21 protein-coding genes are annotated in these 22,386 nt (G+C 50.9%); 5 read left to right on the forward strand and 16 right to left on the reverse strand.

Features of this window, described 5'->3' with window-relative positions; all coding sequences use genetic code 11:
• Positions 1–511 precede the first annotated feature (511 nt).
• Positions 512–1,141, forward strand: coding sequence for a DUF2799 domain-containing protein (locus tag ACJJJA_RS18680; RefSeq protein WP_444903021.1), 630 nt, complete (start codon positions 512–514; stop codon positions 1,139–1,141).
• Positions 1,142–1,458: 317 nt separating this feature from the next.
• Here the strand turns inward: ACJJJA_RS18680 and arfB are convergent, their stop codons facing one another.
• Complete coding sequence (gene arfB / locus ACJJJA_RS18685; protein WP_444883946.1) at positions 1,459–1,866, reverse strand: alternative ribosome rescue aminoacyl-tRNA hydrolase ArfB; 408 nt, start codon at positions 1,864–1,866, stop codon at positions 1,459–1,461.
• Between the two features lie 433 nt (positions 1,867–2,299).
• Here arfB and ACJJJA_RS18690 point away from each other — a divergent pair, with 433 nt between their 5' ends.
• Both ACJJJA_RS18690 and ACJJJA_RS18695 read left to right on the forward strand, forming a co-directional pair.
• Positions 2,300–4,675, forward strand: a complete 2,376-nt coding sequence (locus ACJJJA_RS18690; RefSeq protein ID WP_444903022.1) for an autotransporter outer membrane beta-barrel domain-containing protein — start codon at positions 2,300–2,302, stop codon at positions 4,673–4,675.
• Between the two features lie 133 nt (positions 4,676–4,808).
• Positions 4,809–5,330, forward strand: coding sequence for a GNAT family N-acetyltransferase (locus ACJJJA_RS18695; RefSeq protein ID WP_252083113.1), 522 nt, complete (start codon positions 4,809–4,811; stop codon positions 5,328–5,330).
• 126 nt (positions 5,331–5,456) lie between these two features.
• On the opposite strand, the gene ACJJJA_RS18700 is transcribed toward ACJJJA_RS18695, so the two are convergent.
• Entirely contained in the window at positions 5,457–5,975 is a 519-nt protein-coding gene (locus tag ACJJJA_RS18700; RefSeq protein ID WP_252083114.1) for a hypothetical protein, read from the reverse strand.
• Positions 5,976–6,587: 612 nt separating this feature from the next.
• Between ACJJJA_RS18700 and ACJJJA_RS18705 the strand changes: the two genes are divergently transcribed.
• Positions 6,588–6,878 carry a DUF1540 domain-containing protein gene (locus ACJJJA_RS18705; RefSeq protein WP_252083115.1) on the forward strand — a complete coding sequence of 97 codons (291 nt, stop codon included), beginning with the start codon at positions 6,588–6,590 and terminating at the stop codon, positions 6,876–6,878.
• Positions 6,879–6,966: 88 nt separating this feature from the next.
• Here ACJJJA_RS18705 and ACJJJA_RS18710 read toward each other — a convergent pair whose 3' ends face one another.
• The 14 genes from ACJJJA_RS18710 to ACJJJA_RS18775 all read right to left on the reverse strand — a co-directional run bounded on the left by ACJJJA_RS18710 (position 6,967) and on the right by ACJJJA_RS18775 (position 22,026).
• On the reverse strand, positions 6,967–8,676 hold the full coding sequence (locus ACJJJA_RS18710) for an AMP-binding protein (RefSeq protein WP_252083116.1): 1,710 nt from the start codon (positions 8,674–8,676) through the stop codon (positions 6,967–6,969).
• Positions 8,677–9,493: 817 nt separating this feature from the next.
• Positions 9,494–10,477 (reverse strand): lipoyl synthase, encoded by a 984-nt coding sequence (gene lipA, locus ACJJJA_RS18715; protein ID WP_444883942.1) that lies wholly within the window; start codon positions 10,475–10,477, stop codon positions 9,494–9,496.
• Positions 10,470–11,171 carry a lipoyl(octanoyl) transferase LipB gene (lipB, locus tag ACJJJA_RS18720; RefSeq protein WP_444903023.1) on the reverse strand — a complete coding sequence of 234 codons (702 nt, stop codon included), beginning with the start codon at positions 11,169–11,171 and terminating at the stop codon, positions 10,470–10,472. The genes lipA and lipB overlap by 8 nt, the downstream gene beginning before the upstream one ends.
• Entirely contained in the window at positions 11,171–11,452 is a 282-nt protein-coding gene (locus tag ACJJJA_RS18725) for an HP0495 family protein (RefSeq protein ID WP_252083119.1), read from the reverse strand. Before ACJJJA_RS18725 ends, lipB begins: the two co-directional genes overlap by 1 nt.
• A gap of 176 nt (positions 11,453–11,628) precedes the next feature.
• On the reverse strand, positions 11,629–12,774 hold the full coding sequence (locus tag ACJJJA_RS18730) for a D-alanyl-D-alanine carboxypeptidase family protein (RefSeq protein WP_252083120.1): 1,146 nt from the start codon (positions 12,772–12,774) through the stop codon (positions 11,629–11,631).
• A 362-nt stretch (positions 12,775–13,136) separates the two neighbouring features.
• On the reverse strand, positions 13,137–14,003 hold the full coding sequence (locus tag ACJJJA_RS18735) for a septal ring lytic transglycosylase RlpA family protein (protein WP_444903024.1): 867 nt from the start codon (positions 14,001–14,003) through the stop codon (positions 13,137–13,139).
• Between the two features lie 148 nt (positions 14,004–14,151).
• The gene (gene mltB / locus ACJJJA_RS18740; RefSeq protein ID WP_252083121.1) at positions 14,152–15,162 is read right to left on the reverse strand and encodes a lytic murein transglycosylase B; all 1,011 of its coding nucleotides are present in this window, start codon (positions 15,160–15,162) and stop codon (positions 14,152–14,154) included.
• Positions 15,163–15,205: 43 nt separating this feature from the next.
• Positions 15,206–16,351 (reverse strand): rod shape-determining protein RodA, encoded by a 1,146-nt coding sequence (gene rodA, locus ACJJJA_RS18745; RefSeq protein ID WP_252083122.1) that lies wholly within the window; start codon positions 16,349–16,351, stop codon positions 15,206–15,208.
• A complete protein-coding gene (gene mrdA, locus ACJJJA_RS18750; RefSeq protein ID WP_444903025.1) occupies positions 16,344–18,236 on the reverse strand; it encodes a penicillin-binding protein 2 in 1,893 nt (630 codons plus the stop codon). The genes rodA and mrdA overlap by 8 nt, the downstream gene beginning before the upstream one ends.
• A gap of 122 nt (positions 18,237–18,358) precedes the next feature.
• A complete protein-coding gene (gene rlmH, locus ACJJJA_RS18755) occupies positions 18,359–18,835 on the reverse strand; it encodes a 23S rRNA (pseudouridine(1915)-N(3))-methyltransferase RlmH (RefSeq protein ID WP_444883939.1) in 477 nt (158 codons plus the stop codon).
• A 4-nt stretch (positions 18,836–18,839) separates the two neighbouring features.
• The gene (gene rsfS, locus ACJJJA_RS18760) at positions 18,840–19,217 is read right to left on the reverse strand and encodes a ribosome silencing factor (RefSeq protein ID WP_252083125.1); all 378 of its coding nucleotides are present in this window, start codon (positions 19,215–19,217) and stop codon (positions 18,840–18,842) included.
• Positions 19,217–19,960, reverse strand: coding sequence for a nicotinate-nucleotide adenylyltransferase (nadD, locus tag ACJJJA_RS18765; protein WP_444903026.1), 744 nt, complete (start codon positions 19,958–19,960; stop codon positions 19,217–19,219). Before nadD ends, rsfS begins: the two co-directional genes overlap by 1 nt.
• A complete protein-coding gene (locus ACJJJA_RS18770; RefSeq protein ID WP_444903027.1) occupies positions 19,938–21,221 on the reverse strand; it encodes a glutamate-5-semialdehyde dehydrogenase in 1,284 nt (427 codons plus the stop codon). The genes nadD and ACJJJA_RS18770 overlap by 23 nt, the downstream gene beginning before the upstream one ends.
• Before the next feature lie 88 nt (positions 21,222–21,309).
• Complete coding sequence (locus ACJJJA_RS18775) at positions 21,310–22,026, reverse strand: LON peptidase substrate-binding domain-containing protein (RefSeq protein ID WP_444903028.1); 717 nt, start codon at positions 22,024–22,026, stop codon at positions 21,310–21,312.
• A gap of 33 nt (positions 22,027–22,059) precedes the next feature.
• Here ACJJJA_RS18775 and ACJJJA_RS18780 point away from each other — a divergent pair, with 33 nt between their 5' ends.
• Positions 22,060–22,362 carry a peptidylprolyl isomerase gene (locus tag ACJJJA_RS18780; RefSeq protein WP_286037026.1) on the forward strand — a complete coding sequence of 101 codons (303 nt, stop codon included), beginning with the start codon at positions 22,060–22,062 and terminating at the stop codon, positions 22,360–22,362.
• Positions 22,363–22,386: the final 24 nt, after the last annotated feature.

Below are 22,386 nucleotides of genomic sequence, written 5' to 3' on the forward strand. Positions count from 1 at the left end.
TACTGTACGACATATGGATTTATTTTTATTATTTAAACTTTGATAAACGCTGGGGTTAACAGATAGAAAAACTCAATAAAAATCAAAGAAACAAGTACCAACAGAAAAATGGTACTTGAACAATTTAGCACCACTCACCAAAAAACAAATAATAATTTTTAAGACTGAAGAGAACTTAAAAAATTCTGAATATAAAAAGTTTCGCTATTGTGAATAGAGAAGGACAAACACCAGGCGAATTAAATCCAATAAAGGGCTATTAGAAAACGATCGAAATCACTCAACATAATAAACTCTGTTGGATTAGACAGGGCCTATCGGGCAATGAATTACACTGCCTTCTTAACTCTATGCCTAAACTCTTACCCCTCTTCATTTTCATCTTATGTAGAGAGTGCAGAGACACTTTGGCATCGCACAAGGTTTATTGAGCCTTTAACCCATTCCCTTCAGCTTACAGTCAGGTTGGCTCAGGTAAGTTGCCCTTTTATCCCGATCATAGGAAACAGCAGTGAAGCTAAGATTTGGAACCCTTTCTTTGGTCGCCATCACCCTCTTAAGCACCGGTTGCGCCACCATGAGCAAAGATGAATGCCAAGTAGCCGACTGGCAGGCACTGGGTTATGAAGACGGCGCCGAAGGAAGAGGATTGAGTTACATGGGCAAGCGACGGGAGTCCTGTGCAAAGTATGGCATTCAGCTCAATACCAGTTCCTACCGCATCGGGCGGGATGAGGGGTTAGAACTTTTTTGTACAGAGTTACGCGGCTTTTCTGAAGGGCGTTCAGGGGAAAACTACGCCGGCGTTTGTCCCGCGGGCCTTGAAGGGCTCTTTCTGAAAGGCTATGAAACCGGCCGGAATCTTTTCATTGCCAAAACTGCAGTTGAAGAAATTGAAGCGGCTATTCACGATCGGGAGCTGGAACGTGAGCACCTCCTAGATGACATGACTGAAATAGGTGCCCAACTGGTTGAAGATGAAGCGACACGCGAAGAGCGGGTTACCCTATTGGCCGACATCGCACGTCTTAAGGTGCGCCATACCGAGCTGGGACTAGAGATTGACGACCTACTATTCGAGCTGACACAAAGACAATTGGAATATCAGGATTTATTGGCTATATCTCCCTACCCACAATAAGTAACAGGGTAAACCCGGGCGGAGGAGAAGAGAAACTGTTCATTAAACGACCTGGAGCATGGACAAGTTAGTTATTAACGCCACTCTTCAAATAGTCTTATCTGTAAGGAGTTATTATCTTCCGTCTTTAAATAAGTTTCTAATGCAGAATCCAATATAATTTACTGGCAGTATAGTTTTATTTTATTTTTTTTCTAAAATAAACGGCTAAAACAAAACTCTAACCGTATCTAGCTAACACTAAATTCTCTGGGCTCTGTCTATTTGGCTTTTATAAAAACAGTCATTATAAAAAGAAGACTAAAGAAATTGCTTACTTAGTCCCTAATTTTTCCCCGCATCGCCTTTACTTGAGAGCGGCGATTTTTATTTTTCAGGCGCCGCTCCTTTGAGCCTCGACTGGGTTTCGTCGCTATACGTGGCTTATCCACCCTGGATACCTGCTCGACCAATTGCTGTAAACGCTCCAAAGCATCTGCCCGATTTTTCTCCTGGGTCCGAAAGCGCTGGGCCTTAATAACCACAATACCATCAGCTGAAACTCTCTGATCACGTAATTGTAGTAGCCGGGACTTAACCGCCTCAGGCAGAGAGGAGCTTCTAATATCAAACCTTAAGTGAATTGCACTGGAGACTTTATTTACATTCTGACCACCCGCCCCCTGGGCACGGACAGCGCTGAACTGCACATCAGCCAGGTTAATCTTTAGACGGGCACTTAACATAATTTCAAATCCAAAACCAACTCAATGACCATTAGGGTGAGAACTTATATTTTACTGAAATTCATCACTCTTTAGGACACTCTCCTTTCGGTACCCTGGTACCCCTCATTCTTAGAAAAACACTTGCCCTTCCCATTAATCAGACGCACCATGAATCGAACGATTAAAAAGCCATAGCGCATTTACCTAAAAAGAATCATTCAGTACTATTGCGCCACTTTGTGCGTGCCTCAAGGCCCCCAATTTTGGGATGACCAAGCAGCCAGCCACTTAACCCGTGACTTATTTTATTGTCTGGGTCAAATCCGCTAGTATTGCCAAGCTTCCTTGAGGTACAGGAACAAAAAACAATAAAGATGCACGCCCAGTTGTTTCCTCTGGACTCCTCCCGATGTCTCCGCGGGTGTGCCATTACCGCGACTAGGAGAAAACCATGCCTAACGCCAAGCGCAGCCTTGCGGCGGCTATTGCACTTGCATCCCTTACCAGCGTTTCTGCAATTGCAGAAGAATCGGCCTTCAGCCAGGTTATTGCTTTTGGTGACAGCCTCACCGACGTAGGCAACTACGATGTATTCACTAATGGTGGCGATGCAAATGATATCGCTATCAATGTCATGTCCCAGAATTTGGGGCTGGGTCCTGTTACTCCCTCTTGCGCAGGCCTATCGCTGTGCCTCCCTGAGGTCAATGAGAATTTAAGCCAAGAAGAACTGCTGGCCTCGGCTAAAGCACAAGTAGCCAATGCTTTGCCTAATGTTGGCACTGGCTGGGCCGTAGGGGGCCATAAGGCAGCTGATGTTCTTCTTAATATTGTTGGTACCGAAAATTACCTGGCTTACTTGGAAGCTAATGGGCTGACCTACAACCCCAACATGCATAGTTTCGCTAGCGCTCTACTGCCAGACCCCACACGCGAAACTGCGACTGGACTGTATGCGGACTTAGATCAATTGGGATTATTGCTCCAAGGACCTACTAAGGTTGCAGAGCTCCTTGCAGCCGCAGAGCAATATGAGGCCGCTGGTGATGCTGTAAATGCGGCAACGTACAAGGCCATGGCAGATGGCCTACAAGCAATGATTGATGCCTCACCCGCCGCTATTATTGCGGATTCAGGCACTACCGGTAACCCTCACCCCACTGGACGCGGTTACTTGGAAACCACACTTGGTACTGTTGATGCCAACGCCCTTTACTGGGTAAATGGCGGCGGCAATGACTTGCTGAGCGGCTTTACAAGTGTCGCTAAAGGTGAAATGAGCATTGAGGAAGCCACTGCAAATGCAGGTCTGGCATCCGTGATGCTCGCGAGCGCTGCCGGCGCTTTATCCAACGCAGGGGCTAACTATATTCTGGTATCCAATGTGCCGGATATCAGTAAGACCCCAGCTGTTTATAAGGCTGTTAAAGACACTGTTGACTCCAGTAAAAGCGCAATTCAGCTTAAAGCGGCAGTAGCAGCAGGGCTAGTAACTCAAGATGAGGCTGATGCCCAACTGTCGACTGCTATTGAGAAAGCTTTACTTGATGCAAGTAAGGCTTCCGAAGACTTTAATGCCAATCTGCTGGCTCAAGCCAAAGATATCGACGGCGTTCTGATGGTCGACCAAGCCGGCCTGCTCAAGGTGGCCCTGAATAATGCCGCTCAACTGGGCCTGTCTACTGAATTCGAACAGGGCCAATATTGCTATGACGGCAGCGGCGGTGAGTGTATCGAGCATGAAGTATACGGTGCAAATGGCACTAACCCCGATGCTTCCAAGCTGATCTTCAACGATACCGTTCACCCCACCCAAGTTGGTCAGCAGGTTCTCGCCGACTACTACACCGCTATTGTGAATGCCGCCCAGGTCGCCGGTCAGCTACCGGACATCGGCGCACAGGCTGCTCGCACGCACATTAACAGCCTGGATGAAAACCTGGTTGGCGTTCGCTATAGCCAGGCCCAAACCGCAGTATTTGCTGGCGGCATTTTCGGTGATATCGATTACGACAACGGCTTTGCCGCCGATATGAGCGGCGATAGTAATGCCAACCTGATCGGTATGACCTACGCCCTGCGCGACAACCTGGAACTGGGCTTCGCGGTGAGCCGCTCTGATATCGATGTGGATAACGCCCGCTCCGATATCGAGTCCACCTCTACCAACTACAGCTTGTTTGGCCGCTTCCATCACGATGTATTCTTCGTTGAAGGTAGCATGACCCTGACCGATGTAGACTTCGACCAGGCAAACCGCGCCCTGACCCTCGGCAATAATTTTGCTTCCGAGCTGGAAGGCGATACCTCCGGTGAAAATACCACCCTGAGCCTGACGGTTGGTGCCAACCTGTTTAGCGAATCAAGCTTCCAGTTAGGCCCCTTCATCGGCGTAACCCGAGCGACCATGGAAGTTGACGGCTATACCGAAAAGTCCATTGAGGGCTTTACTTACACCGACTCCATGGGTAATGAGTACGACCCCCTGGGCATGAATTACGGTGACCAAGAGCGTGACTACAACACCTTGCGCTTCGGTGCTTTTGCCAATAAGAGCTGGAACACCATCAATGCCTACGCGCAGGTTTGGTATGAAGATACCAACGGTACTGACACAGATACCCTTGAGGTAGGTGTTAAGTCTATGGCTGGTAACATGAACGCTATGCCCAGCTATTCCAGCGTGGACCAAGGCCTCTTCGACGATGGTATGGGCCTGATTGCTGGTATTCGCTGGCAAGCGGCTGACTCCCTCGCTTTAAGTGCCAATGTGACCTCACGCCCAGCGGCTGAGCAAGCATCGGTCAATGTTACCTACCGCTTCTAATCCAGCGATAGAGCTAACACTCGCGCCCCTCAGGGGCGCGATTCTCTTCCCTCTTCACCATATTAAGTTCCTCCCGATCCTCCTTCTCGCTATTTAAACAGCGTACCGGCACAATACAAAGCCAACCCTCATTGTGAAAAAAGCCAGTATGTTTCAAATCACAACACCTAATTTAGTGATCAGTGAGCTCTGTGAAAGTGACTCGAAACTGATGCTCAACCTACTCAATGATGAGGACTTCGTGAGATATATTGGCGATCGCGGAGTGCGCACTCTTGAGCAGGCTAGTGATTACATTAAAAAAGGGCCAATAGCCATGTACCGCAAGTACAGCTTTGGTCTCTATAAAGTTGAACTTGGCAATGGTATCGGCATTGGTATATGCGGCTTAATCAAGCGGGACTGTCTTGATGATGTAGATATTGGCTTCGCTTTCTTAGCAAAATATAGAGGCAGAGGCTACGCGTTAGAGGCAGCACAAGCCGTGCTGGAATATGCTCAACACCAATTAAACCTAGAGCGAATTGTCGCGATCACGCTACCCGAAAACACATCCTCAATAAAGCTGCTGAATAAAATTGGGCTTCAAGTAGAGAAAAAGATTGTTTTACCAGGGGAAACAGAAGAGCTTCTCCTGATGGCATGGGAAGCTTAACAGAATAACAGAAGTCATTTGGTGTCCAAAAATACTGCCACCAATAATGACCAACTCATGAAAAATGACTGGATAGAGTGTCTCTTCTGAGCCGACAGTTTCAACCACCGGCTCAGCGACCTAAACTTAGCCTCTCCAGCTTGGCATCAGGTCCAACTTCCAACCATCTTGGCTTTTTATTATTCTGGGGGCATTGATTTTATATTTCATATCCATGTACTCCATCGTAATAACAAGTTTTGCCCGCTCAACGCCAAACTTAGTTTCGATAGAGTAGTCAATAGACTCCAGATCAGCCTCATCCCAATCAAAGGAATGATTTTTACTTTTCAACAGGATTTTCTTGTAAGCGGTTTGAATTCTACTTTTCTGGGTACGTATATAATCTGCACCCTGCATCTTCTCTACCAACTCATTGGTTCGCTTCATAAAACCTTTTTTACTGGATTCACGAATATCAGCATTTAGAGCCAACTCAATCAAACCTTCATGATCTTCCGCTGTCATAAATAAATCGTTGTAGCCTTCCTGATCCTGGGAGGTTAGCGCATCTACAAGATCCTCTGCCAAATCCTCTGGTGTTGAGTTTTCTCCACAGGAGGCTAGAAATATGACAGATAATACCAGCACAGCTATTTTTTTCATTTATCCCCTCAATCTAAAGACCATGAACAGGGGGCGGATAGTAGGCATGAGAACAATACCAATCAAGAGATTTTATGCTGACAGTAATCACACGTAATGACACTGATTGACTACAGCAGTAAAACTTCAAGATTGCTATTCTTCATTTGAACCCAGAAGTCCCTTCTCTTTATATCAGAACTCCAAACCAAGTTATGAACTGCGTTGATTGGTAGCTTATCACCAGAGACAAGTCCAATCTTTACCAGATATCGCCCCTACAAATCCAATCAAAATACAATTAAAAAAATAAACTTTTACTTTTGAGCTTTTCGATTAGTCAATATCTAGGGCTGGCATCCAGGCAAAAATATTAAATAGTATTTATTTGTGGAAACATTGCACCTGAAGATACAGCCGACACGGTCAAGAATCGTGAAATTTCGAAAATGAATATAAACAACTACTTTTGAATCATAATCATCTATTTAAATCATTTCCATTGAATAATTACACTATCAATTCAAGACAAATATGATAAAGCTTTAATGCCTTACAAAAATCATGGTTTCTTTATTGACATGCCACGGCGCTAAGCTAGTCTCCAACTTATTAATCTAGGAGAAGAAAGCCATGATAATCGCGACAGATATGCCTGAAGTGAGCAAATGTGCCGCAACTCAGTGTGCCTATAATGCTAATGATGCCTGCCACGCCAGGGCGATAACCATAGGTGAAGGCGCGGACCCAGATTGCGACACTTTCTTCACTAATTCCAGGCACACCCGCAGTTCCCGCACCGCGGGTGTTGGCGCTTGTAAAATGGAAGACTGTAAATTTAACGATGACTTCGAATGTTCAGCGGACCGTATAGAGGTTGGGCGTAATGGCAACTCAACAAACTGCCTAAGCTATACCCACTGAGCTTGGCTCAGCTGACAGGTTCCTCCCCAATAAAAAAGCCCGAAAGCTATCCGCTATCGGGCTTTTTCTTTTAAGGCATTACACGATCTTAATCTACAGCTTGTAAATCCCGTTGAGACTTCTCTTTGATATCCCGGGGCTCCCAAACTACCCCTTGAGTAGTCGCATGCTGCTTAAAGAGTGGTTGATAATGGGATTCCAGCACTTTGCGTTTAATTTTTAGAGTGGGAGTCAGAAATTCATTTAACGGAGTCCACTCCTCCTTACAGATAAAAATTGCCCGGATACGTTCATGGTACGGTAAACGCTCATTAACTGACTCCAGTATACGTCGCAACTGTTCATTGACCTCAGTACGAGGAAGCTTTTCCGCAGATTCCGATATGGTCGCCAACATCACAGGTTGATCCATACCATGCCCCAACACACAAAGTTGTGCCAAAAGGGTCTCATTACCGAAGTGTCCCTCCAGTAAGCTAGGCTGAATAAATTTTCCTTTACTCGTTTTAAAAGTTTCAGAGATCCTACCTGTAATATGCAGCAAGCCCCTCTCATCGATAAAACCAGAATCCCCGGTATGGTAATAACCATCCCGAATGGCTTCTGCAGTTTTCTCTGGCTCTAAGTAATACCCTTTCATCAGAGAGCCGCTTTTGAAAAGGATTTCACCCTCATCAGAAATTTTCACCTCGCAACCGTGGTAAGGTTTACCCACCGTACCAGGCACTGGGTCCTCACCCGGCATCACAAAACAGCCATAGATAAAGTTTTCTGTCATCCCATAGCCATCAGCTATCTGCATCCCCATACGCTCATACCAGCGCAATAGCTCGATGGAAATTGGTGAGGCACCGCTTACCAGCATTCGTGCCTGATCCAGTCCAAGCCCGGCACGTACCTTATTTTTTAACCAACTATTCAGGCCCGGAATTCTGAGCAGTACATTTTGCAACGCAGGCGGAATCTTCTCGTCAATTCCCTCCTTAAACTTGGTCCACAATCTGGGAACCGAGAAGAACATAGTTGGCTTGGTGCGCTGTAAGTCTTCGAGGAAAGTATCCAGGGACTCCGGAAAATGTACCGGCGTACCTGAATAGAGACAGTGGAATTCCACCAAGATTCGCTCTGCGGCATGGGCCAAAGGCAGATAGGAAAGCACGCGGTCGCTCTCATTAAAGCCATAACCACGAATCATATTGGGTACTACAAAGACTACCGACGACCATGTATGCATCACGCCTTTGGGATTACCGGTAGTGCCAGAGGTGTACATAATGGTGAAGAGGTCATCCTCATTAAAAACGGGACTTTCCTCATAGCGTTCATTAGAGGCGATAACAGCTCCCAACTCTTCATCGCAGTGTATTTCACAGCGCTGAATCGCTACCGAAGGTAGAGTGTCCGCCACTTCCTGAAGAGCGGCATTGTTATCTGTAGCTCCACAAAAAAGCAATTTCGACTCGGAGTGCTGCAAAACATAAGACATAGAGGATGCAGATTGCCCAGGATACAGAGGCACGCTAACCATACCAGCAAGCATGATACCTACATCAACAATGATCCAGTCAGCACAGTTTTTACCATGAATTGCAATTCGATCGCCTGGTTCAAATCGGCTGCGCAGGTAGCCCGCGATACGTCTGGCCCGATCCATTACCTCACGCCAGGTGTAATCCTGCCACTCGCGGCGCTGCATCTGACGAAGAAATACCGTTTCCGGTTCTTCCGCCTCTCTCTTGTAGAGAAGCTCCAATGGCTGCAGGCCCTTCACCTTCTCGTATCGCTCTTCTGGAGTCATCGCTTTCTCTCTCATTATTGTGTTTATTATGGTTTGATATTGGATAGCACTGTAAGACCCTGCACTTGGGTACTAGCAGCGACTTAAATTCCAGATCGCCAATTCAATTGACCGCGCACCTAAATCACCATTTTAGTGCACTCTGACTAGCAGCTTTCTAAGAGGTGCAGTCACAAATATATAGGTCAACGTCAGCTTATCGTTATTATTTAACTTAAAGTTACTGAATATGCTCGCTTAGTGCAATTACTACGCACTAGGAATAGATGTACCATTTCAGCAAGAGTGTAGACTACCCAGTCCGTTGCAATGAGTTTGCAATAAGATAGTATCTGGTGCACTTTTTGTGGAAAGGCAAAAGCTTGAGTTAATGAAAAAACTTAGAAAAGCTTACGGCGCAAGAGATGACTAGCTAGTACCAACTATAATCATGGTAGTCATAATTGTGAATACTTATATTCTTATACTTTCACACTTTAAAAAATCTAATTACTTTCCAGCCTAAACCGTCAAAACAAATGTGTGTTCCCAGAAATGACAAGAGCTAAACAGTATCGTTTTTTTAAAAAGATAAAAACTGGAATTATAATCGAATTAGCAGACCATCGCTGACTCTGACTAAAGCTTCGCTAGAAACACTCAACCAGTGAAAAACATTTACTAAATTAAAAGTTATTTTGAATAACTCACTGCTGCGAAGAACTTTATGCGCAACAGAGTTGAGAGGATAAAGGATGAGGAAGATAAAAGTTACAATTAAAGTATCTTAAAAAAGAGGAAAGCTCATCCAACTCTCCCCTCTTTTATTTTCTTATTTTTAGCTTACTGTCTCTCCATGAGCCTGCTTATCTGCATGGTATGAAGAACGCACCAGCGGACCACAAGCGGCATGCTTAAAACCGATTTGTTCTGCATAACGACGATATTCTTCAAACTCATCCGGGTGTACATAGCGCTGCACGGGCAGGTGCTCTTTACTCGGCTGCAGGTACTGACCGATTGTGAGCATATCGATATCATGCTCGCGCATATCGTCCATTACCTGGAAAATTTCTTCCTTTTCCTCACCCAGTCCCACCATCAAACCAGACTTGGTTAGTACATCCGGGCGACGCTTTTTGTACTCTTGCAGCAGCTTTAGGGACCACTTGTAATTGGCACCTGGGCGGGACTCTCGATAAAGGCGCGGTACGGTTTCCAGGTTATGGTTGAATACATCCGGTGCCTGCTTTTCAAGGATATCCAGTGCAATATCCATGCGCCCGCGGAAGTCGGGGGTGAGGATTTCCACTTGCAGGTTCGGGGAGAGCTCGCGAGCTTCGCGGATACACTCGGCAAAATGCTGAGCACCCCCATCGCGCAGGTCATCCCTATCCACCGAGGTAATAACCACATAACGCAGACTCATAGCGGCAATGGCCTCCGCCAGATTCTTGGGCTCTTCCGGGTCAAGAGGGTTGGGCTTACCGTGGCCAACATCGCAGAAGGGGCAGCGGCGGGTACAGATTTCCCCCATGATCATGAAAGTGGCAGTACCGCCACTAAAGCACTCACCCAGGTTCGGACAGCTGGCTTCTTCACATACGGTGGAGAGTTTTTGCGAGCGCAAGATACTCTTGATGCGATCCACTTCTTTTGAGGCTGGCACTTTCACCCGGATCCAGTCGGGTTTGCGCAGCACAGTATCACTGGCAATAACCTTGACTGGGATACGCTCTACTTTGTCACCATCACGCAGTTTCTCCCCCTGTTGAAGGCGGCGGGTGCGCTTTACCGGCACCAGATCGGGTTTATCAGCCATTACTCAATTCCTGCTGTTCCGCGCTCAGTTGCGCCAATACATGTTCTTCAAGTAGCTGCCACTTTGCCGGAGGCAGCTCCAAGGTACGCAGTAATTCGCACACAAAAATTTCCGCCACCTGTTCCCAGGAGGGTACCTGTGGCAATAACTCGGCCATCTGCACCATTTGCATGCCGGCATATCCACAGGGGTTAATTCGGAGGAAAGGGGCCAAATCCATATCGATATTGATGGCAATACCGTGGAAGCTGCAGCCGCGGCGCACACGCAGGCCTATGGAAGCAATTTTATTGCCACTGCGAGGCCCTTCTGTCAGATAGACCCCAGGTGCATCAGCACGGGGCGCAGCTGCAATACCCAAGGTTGCCAGCATTGCTACCGTAGCTTTCTCCAAGGCCGTCACCAGATCGCGCACGCCGATTTGGGCGCGACGTAAATCCAGCAATGGATAAACCACAAGCTGGCCGGGGCCGTGATAGGTCACCTGGCCACCACGGTCCACCTGCACCACTGGGATATCACCGGTATTCAACAGATGCTCTGCCCTGCCGGCCTGCCCCTGGGTAAATACCGGTTGATGCTCCACACACCAAATTTCATCTGCGCTACTTTCATCACGAAGATCGGTATATCGGGACATGGCACGCCAGACGATCTCGTAATCCCGCCGGGCTAGGTTGCGGACAATGGTCATCAAAGCACCATATGAACCGCAGGATGTACTTTCAACTCCTCAAAGAGGGCCTTGAGCTGGTCCTCACCTGTAGCGAGGATAAAAAAGGTCATCGAGGTAAACTTCCCACTGCTACTATCCCGAAGAGTAACGCGCTCCTCATCCAAACCGGGGGCATGGCGACGCATAACTTCCAGAACGAACTGATGCGCGTCCTCATTGGCATCGCGTACCACTTTGACCATATAGTCTTCGCAAGGGAATTCAATCTTCGGGGGTTTCTGATTGGGATCTTGACTCATACCACTCTCCGGGACCGGCCTTTGGACATTAAGAAAAGCTTAGGTGCAGCCGGGCGGCGATTATACAGTGAGCGCAGGGCAGTGGACAGGGAATGACAGAGGAACTGGTCAGGGAACCGGGCGAGCCGGCCAGGGAGGCAAAATTGCCACCCCCGGCTGGTCAACACTGAGCAAATTTAATTGAAGAAGCCCATAACAAAGCGCTTGATAGAATCCCACATGCGCTTGAAGAAACCGGCTCGGTCTACCTCTTCTGCGGCGACCGCTTTAACATCCGCGACAGTTTCACCATCGAGAGTCACAACAACTTTACCAACAGACTGACCCTTCTCGACCGGAGCTTCCAGCTCTCCATCCACAATCAGGTCGGCCTTGATACCCTCTTCGCCACCGCGTGGGATAGTTACAAAAATATCCTTCTCAACTGCTATGCCAACACTGGGTTCTTTACCACCCCAGACACGCTCGGTCTGCAGTACTTCGCCCTGCCCATAAACTTTATGGGTCTGGTAGTAGCGGAAACCATAAGCCAGTAGCTTCTGGGTCTCTGAAGCGCGTTTTTCATCGCTATCGGTGCCTACCACGATGGCAATCAGGCGCATACCGCGCTTCATGGCAGAAGCCACCAAACAGTAGCCAGCCTCTTCGGTATGGCCCGTTTTAATGCCGTCTACTGCGGAATCACGCCACAATAGGCGATTGCGATTGGGCTGGTTGATACCGGAATAACTGAAATACTTCTCGGAGTAGATGTCGTAGTGCTCCGGGTGGTTGGCAATCAGAGCACGTGCGAGAACCCCCAAATCCCGGGCGGTGGTCACATGCCCCTCAGCCGGCCAGCCGGTAGCATTGACAAAATTGGTGTTCTCCATCCCCAGCAGTTCGGCTTGCTGGTTCATCACTTCAGCAAATACCTCCTCACTACCTGAAACATGCTCAGCCAGGGCGATACTGGCGTCATTACCAGACTGGATAATAACGCCGCGCATCAGGTCCATAATCGGTACCTGGTCGCCAACCTTAACGAACATCTTAGAGCCGCCCTTGCGCCAGGCTTTCTCAGAGATACGTACCTTGTCATCTTCTTTAATGCTGCCTTTGATCATCTCTTCCGAGACAATGTAGGCCGTCATCATTTTTGTAAGGCTGGCAGGAGGAACCTCTTTATCAGCCTCGTGTTCCACCAATACCTGACCGGTATTGGCATCCACAAGCAAGTAGGAGGTAGCCGCCAGCTGGGGCGGCGCTGGAATAAGTGATTGCGCCTGGGCTAGGCCCGCACAAAGCAACAGAAAAGAGCAGGCGATAATCCGTGTGATCATAGGTGAGAGTCTCGTTAATCCTCGTGTTCGTTGGCTGGCTGTTAACCTATTACTTATTTTAAGCGATTAATTCACAGCGAAGGCTTATCACCTTATGCCGTGAGCCAGTAATAAAGACAAAATACAAGAAAATTCGCGCCATTGCGCAGTATTTTGTGAACGGTCGTTCCTATGACCGTCAATTCCATTGGTGATCACTGACGACTTGCTATCCCTCCTGTGCTGCCGGCATAGCTGATGACGGGTTTTTCAGCGAGTTCGAGAAAAGAATATCGTCAGGAATTTACGGTTCTCCGGTAACCGTGACCTTTCTCCACAAACTGGAATATTCACCGTTCGGACCGCACTTTTACCGATGGTTTTTATTCATACACAACCTGGGGCTCTCCCAGCTGGTTCTTCTGCACAGTTTCCCGTGCATTGGCCAGGGCTCGCTGTTGGGAGATTGGGCCTATGCGCACCCGATAAAATTGCTTGCCACTGCGCTCAACCGGACTGACAGAAACAGGATAGTCAATTGCTGCAGCCAAGCGAGCCCGAATTTTCTCGGCCTGGGCAGGGCTGCTATAGGCTCCCACTTGCAGGAAGGTATTTTCCGGCAGGCGGATACTGGCATCCTGGGGCAGGCCGCCAGTTACATCGCCAGCCAATAGGGTTTCCGTCACCGGTGGCAGGGTATTTGGGTCCAGCGCTTCTACCTCAACACGGGCAACGCCCTGATTCACATAGTCCAACTTTTGCGCTGCTGTATAACTCAGGTCGATAATTCTGCCGTGAACAAAGGGGCCGCGGTCGTTAATGCGCACAATAATACTGCGCCCATTATCCAGGTTGGTTACCCTGGCATAACTGGGTAGCGGTAGGGTTTTGTGCGCGGCGGACATGGCATACATATTATAAATTTCGCCATTGGCAGTGCGTCGCCCATGAAATTTGGTGCCATACCAGGAGGCCTTACCCTGCTCTTTGTAGCCCTTAACCGCAGGGCGTACGTGATAGGTTACACCTTTGACTTTATAAGGGCTTTTATTGCCCGCCGGTCCGATTGGTTCCCGCACGGGTGTGGGCTCCGGCGTAGCGAGCATATTTACCGGTTTGGCTGGGCCGCTATCCTTAAGGCTATCGAAGTCCTGCTCGCCCTGCTTATTCGGCTTAATTTGCGGGCCGCCACAAGCGACCAAAAACAAAGCGGCGAGTAGGAACACTCGCCGTATATTGCGCTGAAACATAATCCCCCCGGCGCGCGGCAACCTAAGGCTGCCGTCTCCAAGCCGCTGTTATCTATAACTGCTCAGTAAAACAGAAAATTATTGATTACCACCATCACCATTAGTTCCCGGCTTTGGCAATTATTCTCAGGAATTATTTATCTCCAACTCAGCTCTTTCCGCCGCGCGCTTTAACAATCTCCTGGGCAAGTTCATTCACTGCCATGGCGTAGAGGCGGCTGCGGTTGTAAGTCGTAATAGTGGAGAAGTTATTCAGGCCTAACCAGTACTGCTTGCCCTGCTCAGTCTGCAGAGAGAAAACAATCGCGGGCATTTCAGGTGCCACTTGGCTGGTAGCATTAAAACCTTTTTCCGCCAGCTCACCCACTGTCCACTCGGGCTGTAGGGTATCGTTGACGATGGTCATATCTGCATTGGGGCGCGGGTTGGCTAATACAGTCGTTGGCTCACCGGGCTTCCAGCCGTGCCTGGCCAGATAGTTAGCCACACTGCCGATCGCATCGGTTGTATTGGTCCAGATGTCCACCTTGCCATCTTCACTGAAATCCACCGCATAGGCGCGGTAGCTTGAAGGCATAAACTGGCCGTAACCCATGGCACCGGCATAGGAGCCCTTCAGCGCGAGAGGGTCCATACCTTGATCACGGGTTAAAAGCAGGTAGTTTTCCAACTCCTTGGTAAAGAACTCAGAGCGGCGCGGGTAATTGAAGGCCAGGGTGGAGAGTGCATCCAGTACCCGGTAGCCTCCCATATTGCCACCGTAGCGGGTTTCAACCCCGATGATCGCGACAATAACCTCAGCTGGGACACCATACTTTTTCTCAGCTTCCGCCAGGGCCTCAGCATTCTTATCCCAAAAATCCACACCGCCGGCAATGCTTTGCGGAGTTAAAAATAGCTTTTTATATTGATACCAGGGCTTGGCTTTTTCTGCGGGGCGCTTGATCGCCTTGAGGATAGAGTCCTTGCGCTTGGCATTGCGCATCAGTTCCTGCATTTCGTTGCGGTCAAATTGATGTTCTTGCACCATATATTCCACAAACTTTTGCGCGTCGGCATTATCGCCGTGGCCGGGCTCCTGCGCACAAGCTGCAAGCGCTAGCCCCATACCAACCAATAGTCCCGAGGTCCACTTCAAAACCACCGCTCCTGTCTTCATCTCGCGTCTCTACATCCAGTTTTTGATTTGCGCCGCTGGTTCATCAAAAATGTACCCTGCGCCGCTCGGTCCCTACGGCCATGAGAATACCGAATCCCGCCATTAAGGTAATCAGTGAGGTTCCACCGTAACTGATTATTGGCAAGGGTACCCCCACCACTGGCAACAATCCCGTAACCATACCAATGTTTACAAACACATAGACAAAAAAAGTGAGGGTAATACTCCCCGCCAGCAGGCGCCCAAATAGATGTTGCGCCATAAAGCTAATATAGATGCCGCGGGCAATCACCAGCACATAGAGTAAAAGCAGTAACAGGACACCGCGCATCCCCCACTCCTCAGCCAACACCGCGATAATAAAGTCGGTATGGCTCTCCGGCAGAAAGTCCAGCTGCGATTGGGTGCCCTGTAAATAGCCTTTGCCATACACACCCCCGGAACCTATGGCGGCTTTGGAATTGAAAATGTTCCAGCCAGCACCAAAGCGATCATCGTGAGGATTCAGAAGTGTCAGGATACGCTGGCGCTGGTAGTCCCTGAGCCCCCACTGCCAGATTGGCCAAGCGGAAACCACCAAGCCCATGGCCGCCGCTCCGATCATCTTCCAGCTCAACCCGGCCAAATACAGCGCGAACAGGCCGGAAGCGGCGATCAGGATAGAGGTCCCTAAATCTGGCTGGCGCACAATTAAAGCAGCTGGAACCGCCACGATGGCCAGAGCCCCAATGACAGTCACAAGGGACGGGGGCTGGGCGCGCTGGTGCAGGAAAGCCGCCACCATCATCGGCACTCCCAACTTCATCACCTCCGAAGGCTGAAAGCGGAAGCCGGCAATCTCCAGCCAACGTTGGGCGCCCTTGGCACCGGTGCCAAAGAGCAACACCCCCACCAGCAGAGCGCAGCCGCCCAGATAGGCCCAGGGAGACCAGCGCCGATAAAAATCCAACGGAATCTGCGCGACAATAAACATGCCGGTGAACGCCAGGCACATAAATATAGACTGGCGCCGCACGTAGTTCATATCGCCGCCAGAAGCACTGTAAAGCACCCCCAGCCCCACAGAGGCAAGCACCAATAAAAGCACCAGCAGTGGCACATCAATATGTAGGCGCCTCGCCAGACTCACCGGCTTTCGGAGACTGCCGTGAGCATCGGACAGCCGGTGAGAAAAATCGCGGCTAGCCATTATCCACCCCTTTGCTCAATCTGGTTTTCTGCGCCGTATTCTCTTGGGTGTCTGGTCGTGGCACCCACTCGGCAAATAATTCCCGCGCCACAGGCGCCGCCACGCCGCCACCGGCTTCACCATTCTCGACCAAGACCGCTACAGCAATACGCGGTTTATCCACAGGAGCAAAGGCGACAAACAGGGCGTGATCGCGGTGGCGCTCCTGCAGAGCCTCTGAGTCGTAACGGGCCCCCTGGGCTATACCCACCACCTGGGCGGTGCCGGATTTTCCAGCGACACGGAAGTTCAGGTCTTTACCCGCGCGTTTGCCCGTGCCATAGCTGCGATTGACCACCGCCTCCATGCCCTCGAACACCAGATCCCAATTATCAGGGTGCGCCTCCAGGTTATGCAGAATTTCCGCCGGCTGTTCGACCCCTTTGATGGTTTTCACCATTTGCGGGCGATAGTGGGTACCGCGATTGGCAATGGTAGCGGTCATCACCGCCAGCTGTAGGGGCGTCGCCAGGACAAACCCCTGCCCCAGCACGGCGTTCAGACTATCGCCAGGGAACCAGGGCATACCCCGCGCACCGCGCTTCCAATCCCGCGAGGGAAAGAGGCCGGAGCGTTCCATCGGCAGATCGATACCGGTCTTGGAACCCAGGCCGAAGTGAGCGGCCATATCGTGCATGCCATCAATATCCCAGCGGTGGGCCATATCCCAGAAATAGACGTCGCAGCTCTGCGCCATAGCCTGAATCAGATCCACCTTTTCTCCATGGCCCCAGCGCACATGGTCGCGGTAAAGACGTGGATCATTTGGCAGCTTATAGAATCCCGGATCCTTAATTTTGGTTTCACGGGTAATCAGTCCAGCCTCGAGCCCGCCTAACCCCATCAGCGGCTTCAGGGTGGAACCCGGCGGATATTGGCCCTGTACCGCGCGGTTAAACAGCGGCACATCGAGGGAATCACTCAGGGCGCGATAATCAGCAAAACTGATTCCGGTTACAAACAGGTTGGGGTCGAAGGAGGGCTTGCTGACGAAGGCCAGCACCCCGCCGGTGTTCACATCAATGGCGACAACTGCACCGCGGCGATCACCCAGGGCATCGGAGGCCACCTGTTGCAGGTGTGCATCCAGATGCAGGGTAAGGTCAGCACCGGGCTTGGGGTCCTGGCGCTCCAACACCCTCAATACTCGCCCGCGTGCATTGATCTCCACATTTTCATAACCTACTTCGCCGAGCAGGGTTTTCTCATAGGAGCGCTCCAGTCCCACCTTGCCGATACTGCGGGTGCCGCGATAGAGGCGCACGTCCTCTTTAGTGAAATTACTTAGGTCGCGATCACTGATACGCCCCACGTAACCAACACTGTGGGCAAACAGGTCTCCCAGGGCGTAGTAGCGCACCAACTCGGCCTCCACGGAAACTCCGGGCATGCGAAACTGGTTCACGCTGATCCGTGCGATTTCCTCCTCACTCAGACGAAACCTCAGAGGCACCGGCTCAAATGGACGGCGGCGACGCAAGCGTTTGCGAAATTTGGCCACATCGCCGTCACCCAGACGGACCAGATGGCCGACCAGTTCGAGGGTCGCGTCCAGGTCTTTCACCCGTTCACGCACAATAGAAAGGTTATAACTGGCGCGGTTATCCGCGAGCAATATACCGTTGCGATCGTAAATCAGCCCGCGAGTTGGAGCGACGGGGCGTACCTGAATACGGTTATCATCGGATTGGGTGCGGTAGTCATCGTAATCAACCACCTGCAAATTATAAAAACGCGCAATCAAAACCCCTAGCAACGCGATGACACCAACAATGGCCACCAACATGCGGTTGCGAAACAGTCGCTGCTCCGTGTGGGGGTCCTTGAGGTGATGATCGTGGGGCATTGGCGTTTTTTAAACGATTATGACTGGCGCGGGAAAAAACTAATTCGGACTACATTACCACAGCGAACGCACGGAGAGAGAATTCCAGTTGGCAAATCTCTCCGCACTTGGTCGCAAATGTCTTATTTGTGATAAGGGTGGCCGGCAAGCAGGGTCCAGGCTCGATAAATTTGCTCGGCCAAAACCACACGTACCAGAGGGTGCGGCAGGGTCAAAGGTGACAGAGACCAGCGCTGGCGCGCCCTGCTCAGGCAGTCCTGCGAAAGCCCGTCTGGGCCGCCAATCAATAAGCTGACATTTTCCCCTAGCAGCTGCCAGTCGCGCAGCTGGTCGGACAATTGCTCTGTACTCCAAGGCTTGCCCTTAACATCCAGCGCCACCACATGATCGCGCGGGCCGAGAGCAGCGAGCATGGCCTCGCCCTCTTTCTTGCGCGCTTTATCAATCAGTGCCGCAGAGCTTTTCTGACCCCGCTGCCCCAGGGGAATCTCCACCATTTCCAGAGCAATTTCACGGGGCAGACGCTTGGCGTATTCGGCATAACCCTCCTGGACCCATGCCGGCATTTTGCCTCCGGCGGCGAGGATGCGAATCTTCACTTAATCAACCCTGATGGGGATCGCTACCATCCGCCTCGTCACGGGTATTTGGAGTCATAGACCAGAGTTTTTCCAAGTCGTAGAAATTGCGCACATCCGCGAGCATTACATGCACTACCAGATCCCCATAATCCACCAGTACCCACTCGCCCTGCTCTTTGCCCTCAACACCAATCGGGCGCACACCCTCTTTCTTGAGTTCGTCCACCACATTTTCCGCCAGCGATTTTACCTGGCGGCTGGAGGTACCGGTGCAGATCACCAGGTTATCCATCACATCAGAGAATTCGGAAACATCCAGAGCGACAATGTCTTTGCCTTTCAGATCTTCCAGAGCATTTAGCGCGATATCTTTAATATTTGTCATAACACCTTGATTCATTACGGGTCACCAGTGGCAACCGATTCTGTGTAGAGTTGATGGTCTTCAATATATTGCAACACCGTTGCTGGCAGTAAGAAACGCGGAGACTGGCCGCTGCCCAGCAACTGGCGAATCTGTGTAGCGGAAATTGGCAGCAGGGTTTGCTCGCGCAAAACCAGGCGACCTGAGGCATATTTATGTAAATCGGCCAGGGTGCCGCGATGCTGCTGCAGCAATTTCGCTAGCTCGGCATTGCCAGTGGCTGCGCTCGCTTCCGGCAAGTGCCAGCCGGGTCTGGTCACAACGACCAGGTGAGCCAGCTCCAACAGGCGTTGCCAACGATGCCAGCGATGCAAGGTCAACAAGGAGTCAGTACCCATACAGAAACTGATGGACACTTGTGGCCCCAATTCCTCACGCAGCGCTTCGAGGGTATCTACCGTATAAGTGTCGCCACCGCGCTGCAGTTCCCGCTCATCCAGCTGCAATTCATCACAACCCGCCAATGCCAGCGCCAACATTTCACTACGCTGGCGAGAGGAAACTCCCGGACTCTGACGATGGCGAGGCTGATGGCTGGGTAGCAGACGCATTTCATCGAAACCCAGGGCCTGGCGCAGCTCTAGCGCCATGCGCAGATGGCCGAAGTGCACCGGGTCGAAAGTGCCGCCGAATAAGGCGATGGTCTGCCGCTTAGTTGCCAAAATTACCTCTTTACTGGCTGCCGGGCCCGAAAAACTATCGGCGGATATGCCCGTCACCGAGCACAATCCACTTTTGCGAGGTGAGCCCTTCGAGCCCCACCGGTCCACGAGCGTGGATTTTATCAGTACTGATACCGATTTCCGCCCCCAGGCCGTATTCAAACCCGTCGGCAAAGCGCGTGGAGGCATTAATAATCACCGAGCTGGCATCCACCTCGGCAAGAAAGCGACGACTGCGACTGTAATCCTGAGTCACAATAGCCTCGGTGTGGCCTGAGCCATAGCGGGCAATATGATCCATTGCGCCATCCATATCCGCCACGACGCGGATAGCGAGAATGGGCGCAAGGTATTCCTCACTCCAGTCGCTGTCACTGGCTACGTTAATCTGTGGCAATATCTCTCTGCTGCGTTCACACCCGCGCAATTCTACGCCCTTCTGCGTATAAGCCTCGGCCAGCCGCGGCAGAATTTTCCCAGCAATTGCCTCGGCCACCAACAGCGTTTCCATAGCGTTACAAACGCCGTAGCGGTGGGTCTTGGCATTCAAGGCGATCTCAAAGGCCTTCTGCTCGTCAGCCAGGTCATCGATATAGACGTGACAAACGCCGTGCAGGTGTTTGATCACCGGCACACTGGCCTCGCGGCTGACTCTTTCGATCAAGCCGGTGCCACCACGTGGCACTATGACATCCACATAATCGGGCATGGTGATCAGGGCGCCCACTGCAGCGCGGTCGCTAGTATCCACTACCTGTACTGCCGTTTGCGGCAAGCCGGCCTCGCGCAGCCCTGCACTGATGCAGGCGGCGATAGCCCGGTTGGACTGCAACGCCTCACTACCGCCACGTAAAATAGTCGCATTACCGGATTTCAGGCAGAGACTGGCCGCATCGATAGTCACATTGGGGCGAGACTCGTAAATAATGCCCACTACTCCCAGGGGCACACGCATCTTGCCCACCTGAATTCCGCTGGGGCGATAGCACAAATCCTCAATTTCCCCCACCGGGTCCGGTAGGTCGGCCACCTGTATCAGCCCTTCGATCATACCGTCGATGCGCTCATCATTGAGTTCCAATCGGTCGAGCAGTGCCGCATCCAGACCGCGCTCGCGTCCAGCCTGCATATCAGCCGCATTGGCCTTGGCCAGTTCGATCCGATTGGCTTCCAACTCGGCAGCAATTGCTGCAAGGGCACGGTTCTTGACCTCAGTATCTGCGCGCGCCATTGTGCGAGAAGCTTCTCGAGCGGCTCGCCCCATCTGTTCGAGTTTGTCACGGGTAGATTGCTGATCAGTGCTGGCTGTCGTGGTCACTTGGCTCTCCGTGCGAAATCCGGTCGGCCGCGCAGTATACCCCAGCAGCCGGGGGTTTAAACGGCATAAATGGATTCCTACTGTTGGGTTACTCCCGACTCCAACGATCCAGGTTCTCAGCAATATTGGCGAGACGGGCCAAGGGGTCTTCCAGGGCCAGCAAATCCACTCTCGCTTTATCCTCCAGGGGTAACAACTGGGCCAGTTGCCAGGACAAGGCATCGGCGGAGTCGACATTATCGAACTTGAGTGAAAGGTCCTTGGCACGCTCCTTTAACTCTTCCAGCACTGCCATTAGGCCATCGCAATCTGCAGGTATCGGCCGGGGGGCATTATCCGGCAACCACTCAACATCCCCCAGTAACAGGCCATCTTCAGCCCGCTCGGTATGACTTATACGGAAGCGACGCCGCCCTACTACCTGCACATGCAGCAAGCCCTCCTCCCCCTGACTCCAATCGACAATATGCACATAGACCCCAAGGGGCCAAACCGAGGCGTTGCCCACCTCGCCGCCAGAGCGAATCAAAACAACACCAAAGCCGCTCTCATTTTTCAGAGATTCGCTAACCAAATGCAGATAACGCTGTTCAAAGATACGCAGAGGTAGCGCAACACCTGGGTAGAGGGGCACGCTCAGGGGAAAAAGGGGGATCTGTTGCAAAATGCTCTCTCGTTGGGTGGGTTGAAGTACTAAAGATACCACTGCCAATAGGATCACCGAGATTACTGGCGAGGCTTTTAAGCGCCAATCCAATTGTTTGAGTGCAATATTCCACTGAATCCCGGTAATTGTCGGTGGCAAGCACGACCCACAGCCATTAAGCTGCTGCGGTTTATTAACGAATGGAGACTATTCATGCCTAAAGCAACAGCCCGCCATATCCTGGTACAGACCGAAGACAAGTGCCTGGAACTGAAAGATCAGATCGAAAATGGCGCCGATTTCGGCAAAATCGCGGAGCAGTTCTCCCAATGCCCTTCCGGCCGTTCCGGCGGTGACCTGGGTGAGTTCAGCAAGGGTATGATGGTGCCGGAGTTCGACAAGGTCGTTTTCTCTGAGGAACTGAACAAGGTACACGGCCCGGTAAAAACCCAGTTTGGTTACCACCTTCTGGAAATCACCAGCCGCCAGGATTAATTCTCCGTGAATTAATCTGCTAAT

This window comes from Microbulbifer mixtoriginis (SeqCode) (assembly GCF_052466865.1).

What these genes read in the sequence shown, in the direction of transcription:
- arfB (WP_444883946.1), bottom strand. Translation starts at nt 1,866, where the DNA reads ATGTTAAGTGCCCGTCTAAAGATTAACCTGGCTGATGTGCAGTTCAGC.
- ACJJJA_RS18690 (WP_444903022.1), top strand. Translation starts at nt 2,300, where the DNA reads ATGCCTAACGCCAAGCGCAGCCTTGCGGCGGCTATTGCACTTGCATCC.
- ACJJJA_RS18700 (WP_252083114.1), bottom strand. Translation starts at nt 5,975, where the DNA reads ATGAAAAAAATAGCTGTGCTGGTATTATCTGTCATATTTCTAGCCTCC.
- ACJJJA_RS18705 (WP_252083115.1), top strand. Translation starts at nt 6,588, where the DNA reads ATGATAATCGCGACAGATATGCCTGAAGTGAGCAAATGTGCCGCAACT.
- ACJJJA_RS18710 (WP_252083116.1), bottom strand. Translation starts at nt 8,676, where the DNA reads ATGACTCCAGAAGAGCGATACGAGAAGGTGAAGGGCCTGCAGCCATTG.
- lipA (WP_444883942.1), bottom strand. Translation starts at nt 10,477, where the DNA reads ATGGCTGATAAACCCGATCTGGTGCCGGTAAAGCGCACCCGCCGCCTT.
- lipB (WP_444903023.1), bottom strand. Translation starts at nt 11,171, where the DNA reads ATGACCATTGTCCGCAACCTAGCCCGGCGGGATTACGAGATCGTCTGG.
- ACJJJA_RS18725 (WP_252083119.1), bottom strand. Translation starts at nt 11,452, where the DNA reads ATGAGTCAAGATCCCAATCAGAAACCCCCGAAGATTGAATTCCCTTGC.
- ACJJJA_RS18730 (WP_252083120.1), bottom strand. Translation starts at nt 12,774, where the DNA reads ATGATCACACGGATTATCGCCTGCTCTTTTCTGTTGCTTTGTGCGGGC.
- ACJJJA_RS18735 (WP_444903024.1), bottom strand. Translation starts at nt 14,003, where the DNA reads ATGTTTCAGCGCAATATACGGCGAGTGTTCCTACTCGCCGCTTTGTTT.
- mltB (WP_252083121.1), bottom strand. Translation starts at nt 15,162, where the DNA reads ATGAAGACAGGAGCGGTGGTTTTGAAGTGGACCTCGGGACTATTGGTT.
- rodA (WP_252083122.1), bottom strand. Translation starts at nt 16,351, where the DNA reads ATGGCTAGCCGCGATTTTTCTCACCGGCTGTCCGATGCTCACGGCAGT.
- mrdA (WP_444903025.1), bottom strand. Translation starts at nt 18,236, where the DNA reads ATGCCCCACGATCATCACCTCAAGGACCCCCACACGGAGCAGCGACTG.
- rsfS (WP_252083125.1), bottom strand. Translation starts at nt 19,217, where the DNA reads ATGAATCAAGGTGTTATGACAAATATTAAAGATATCGCGCTAAATGCT.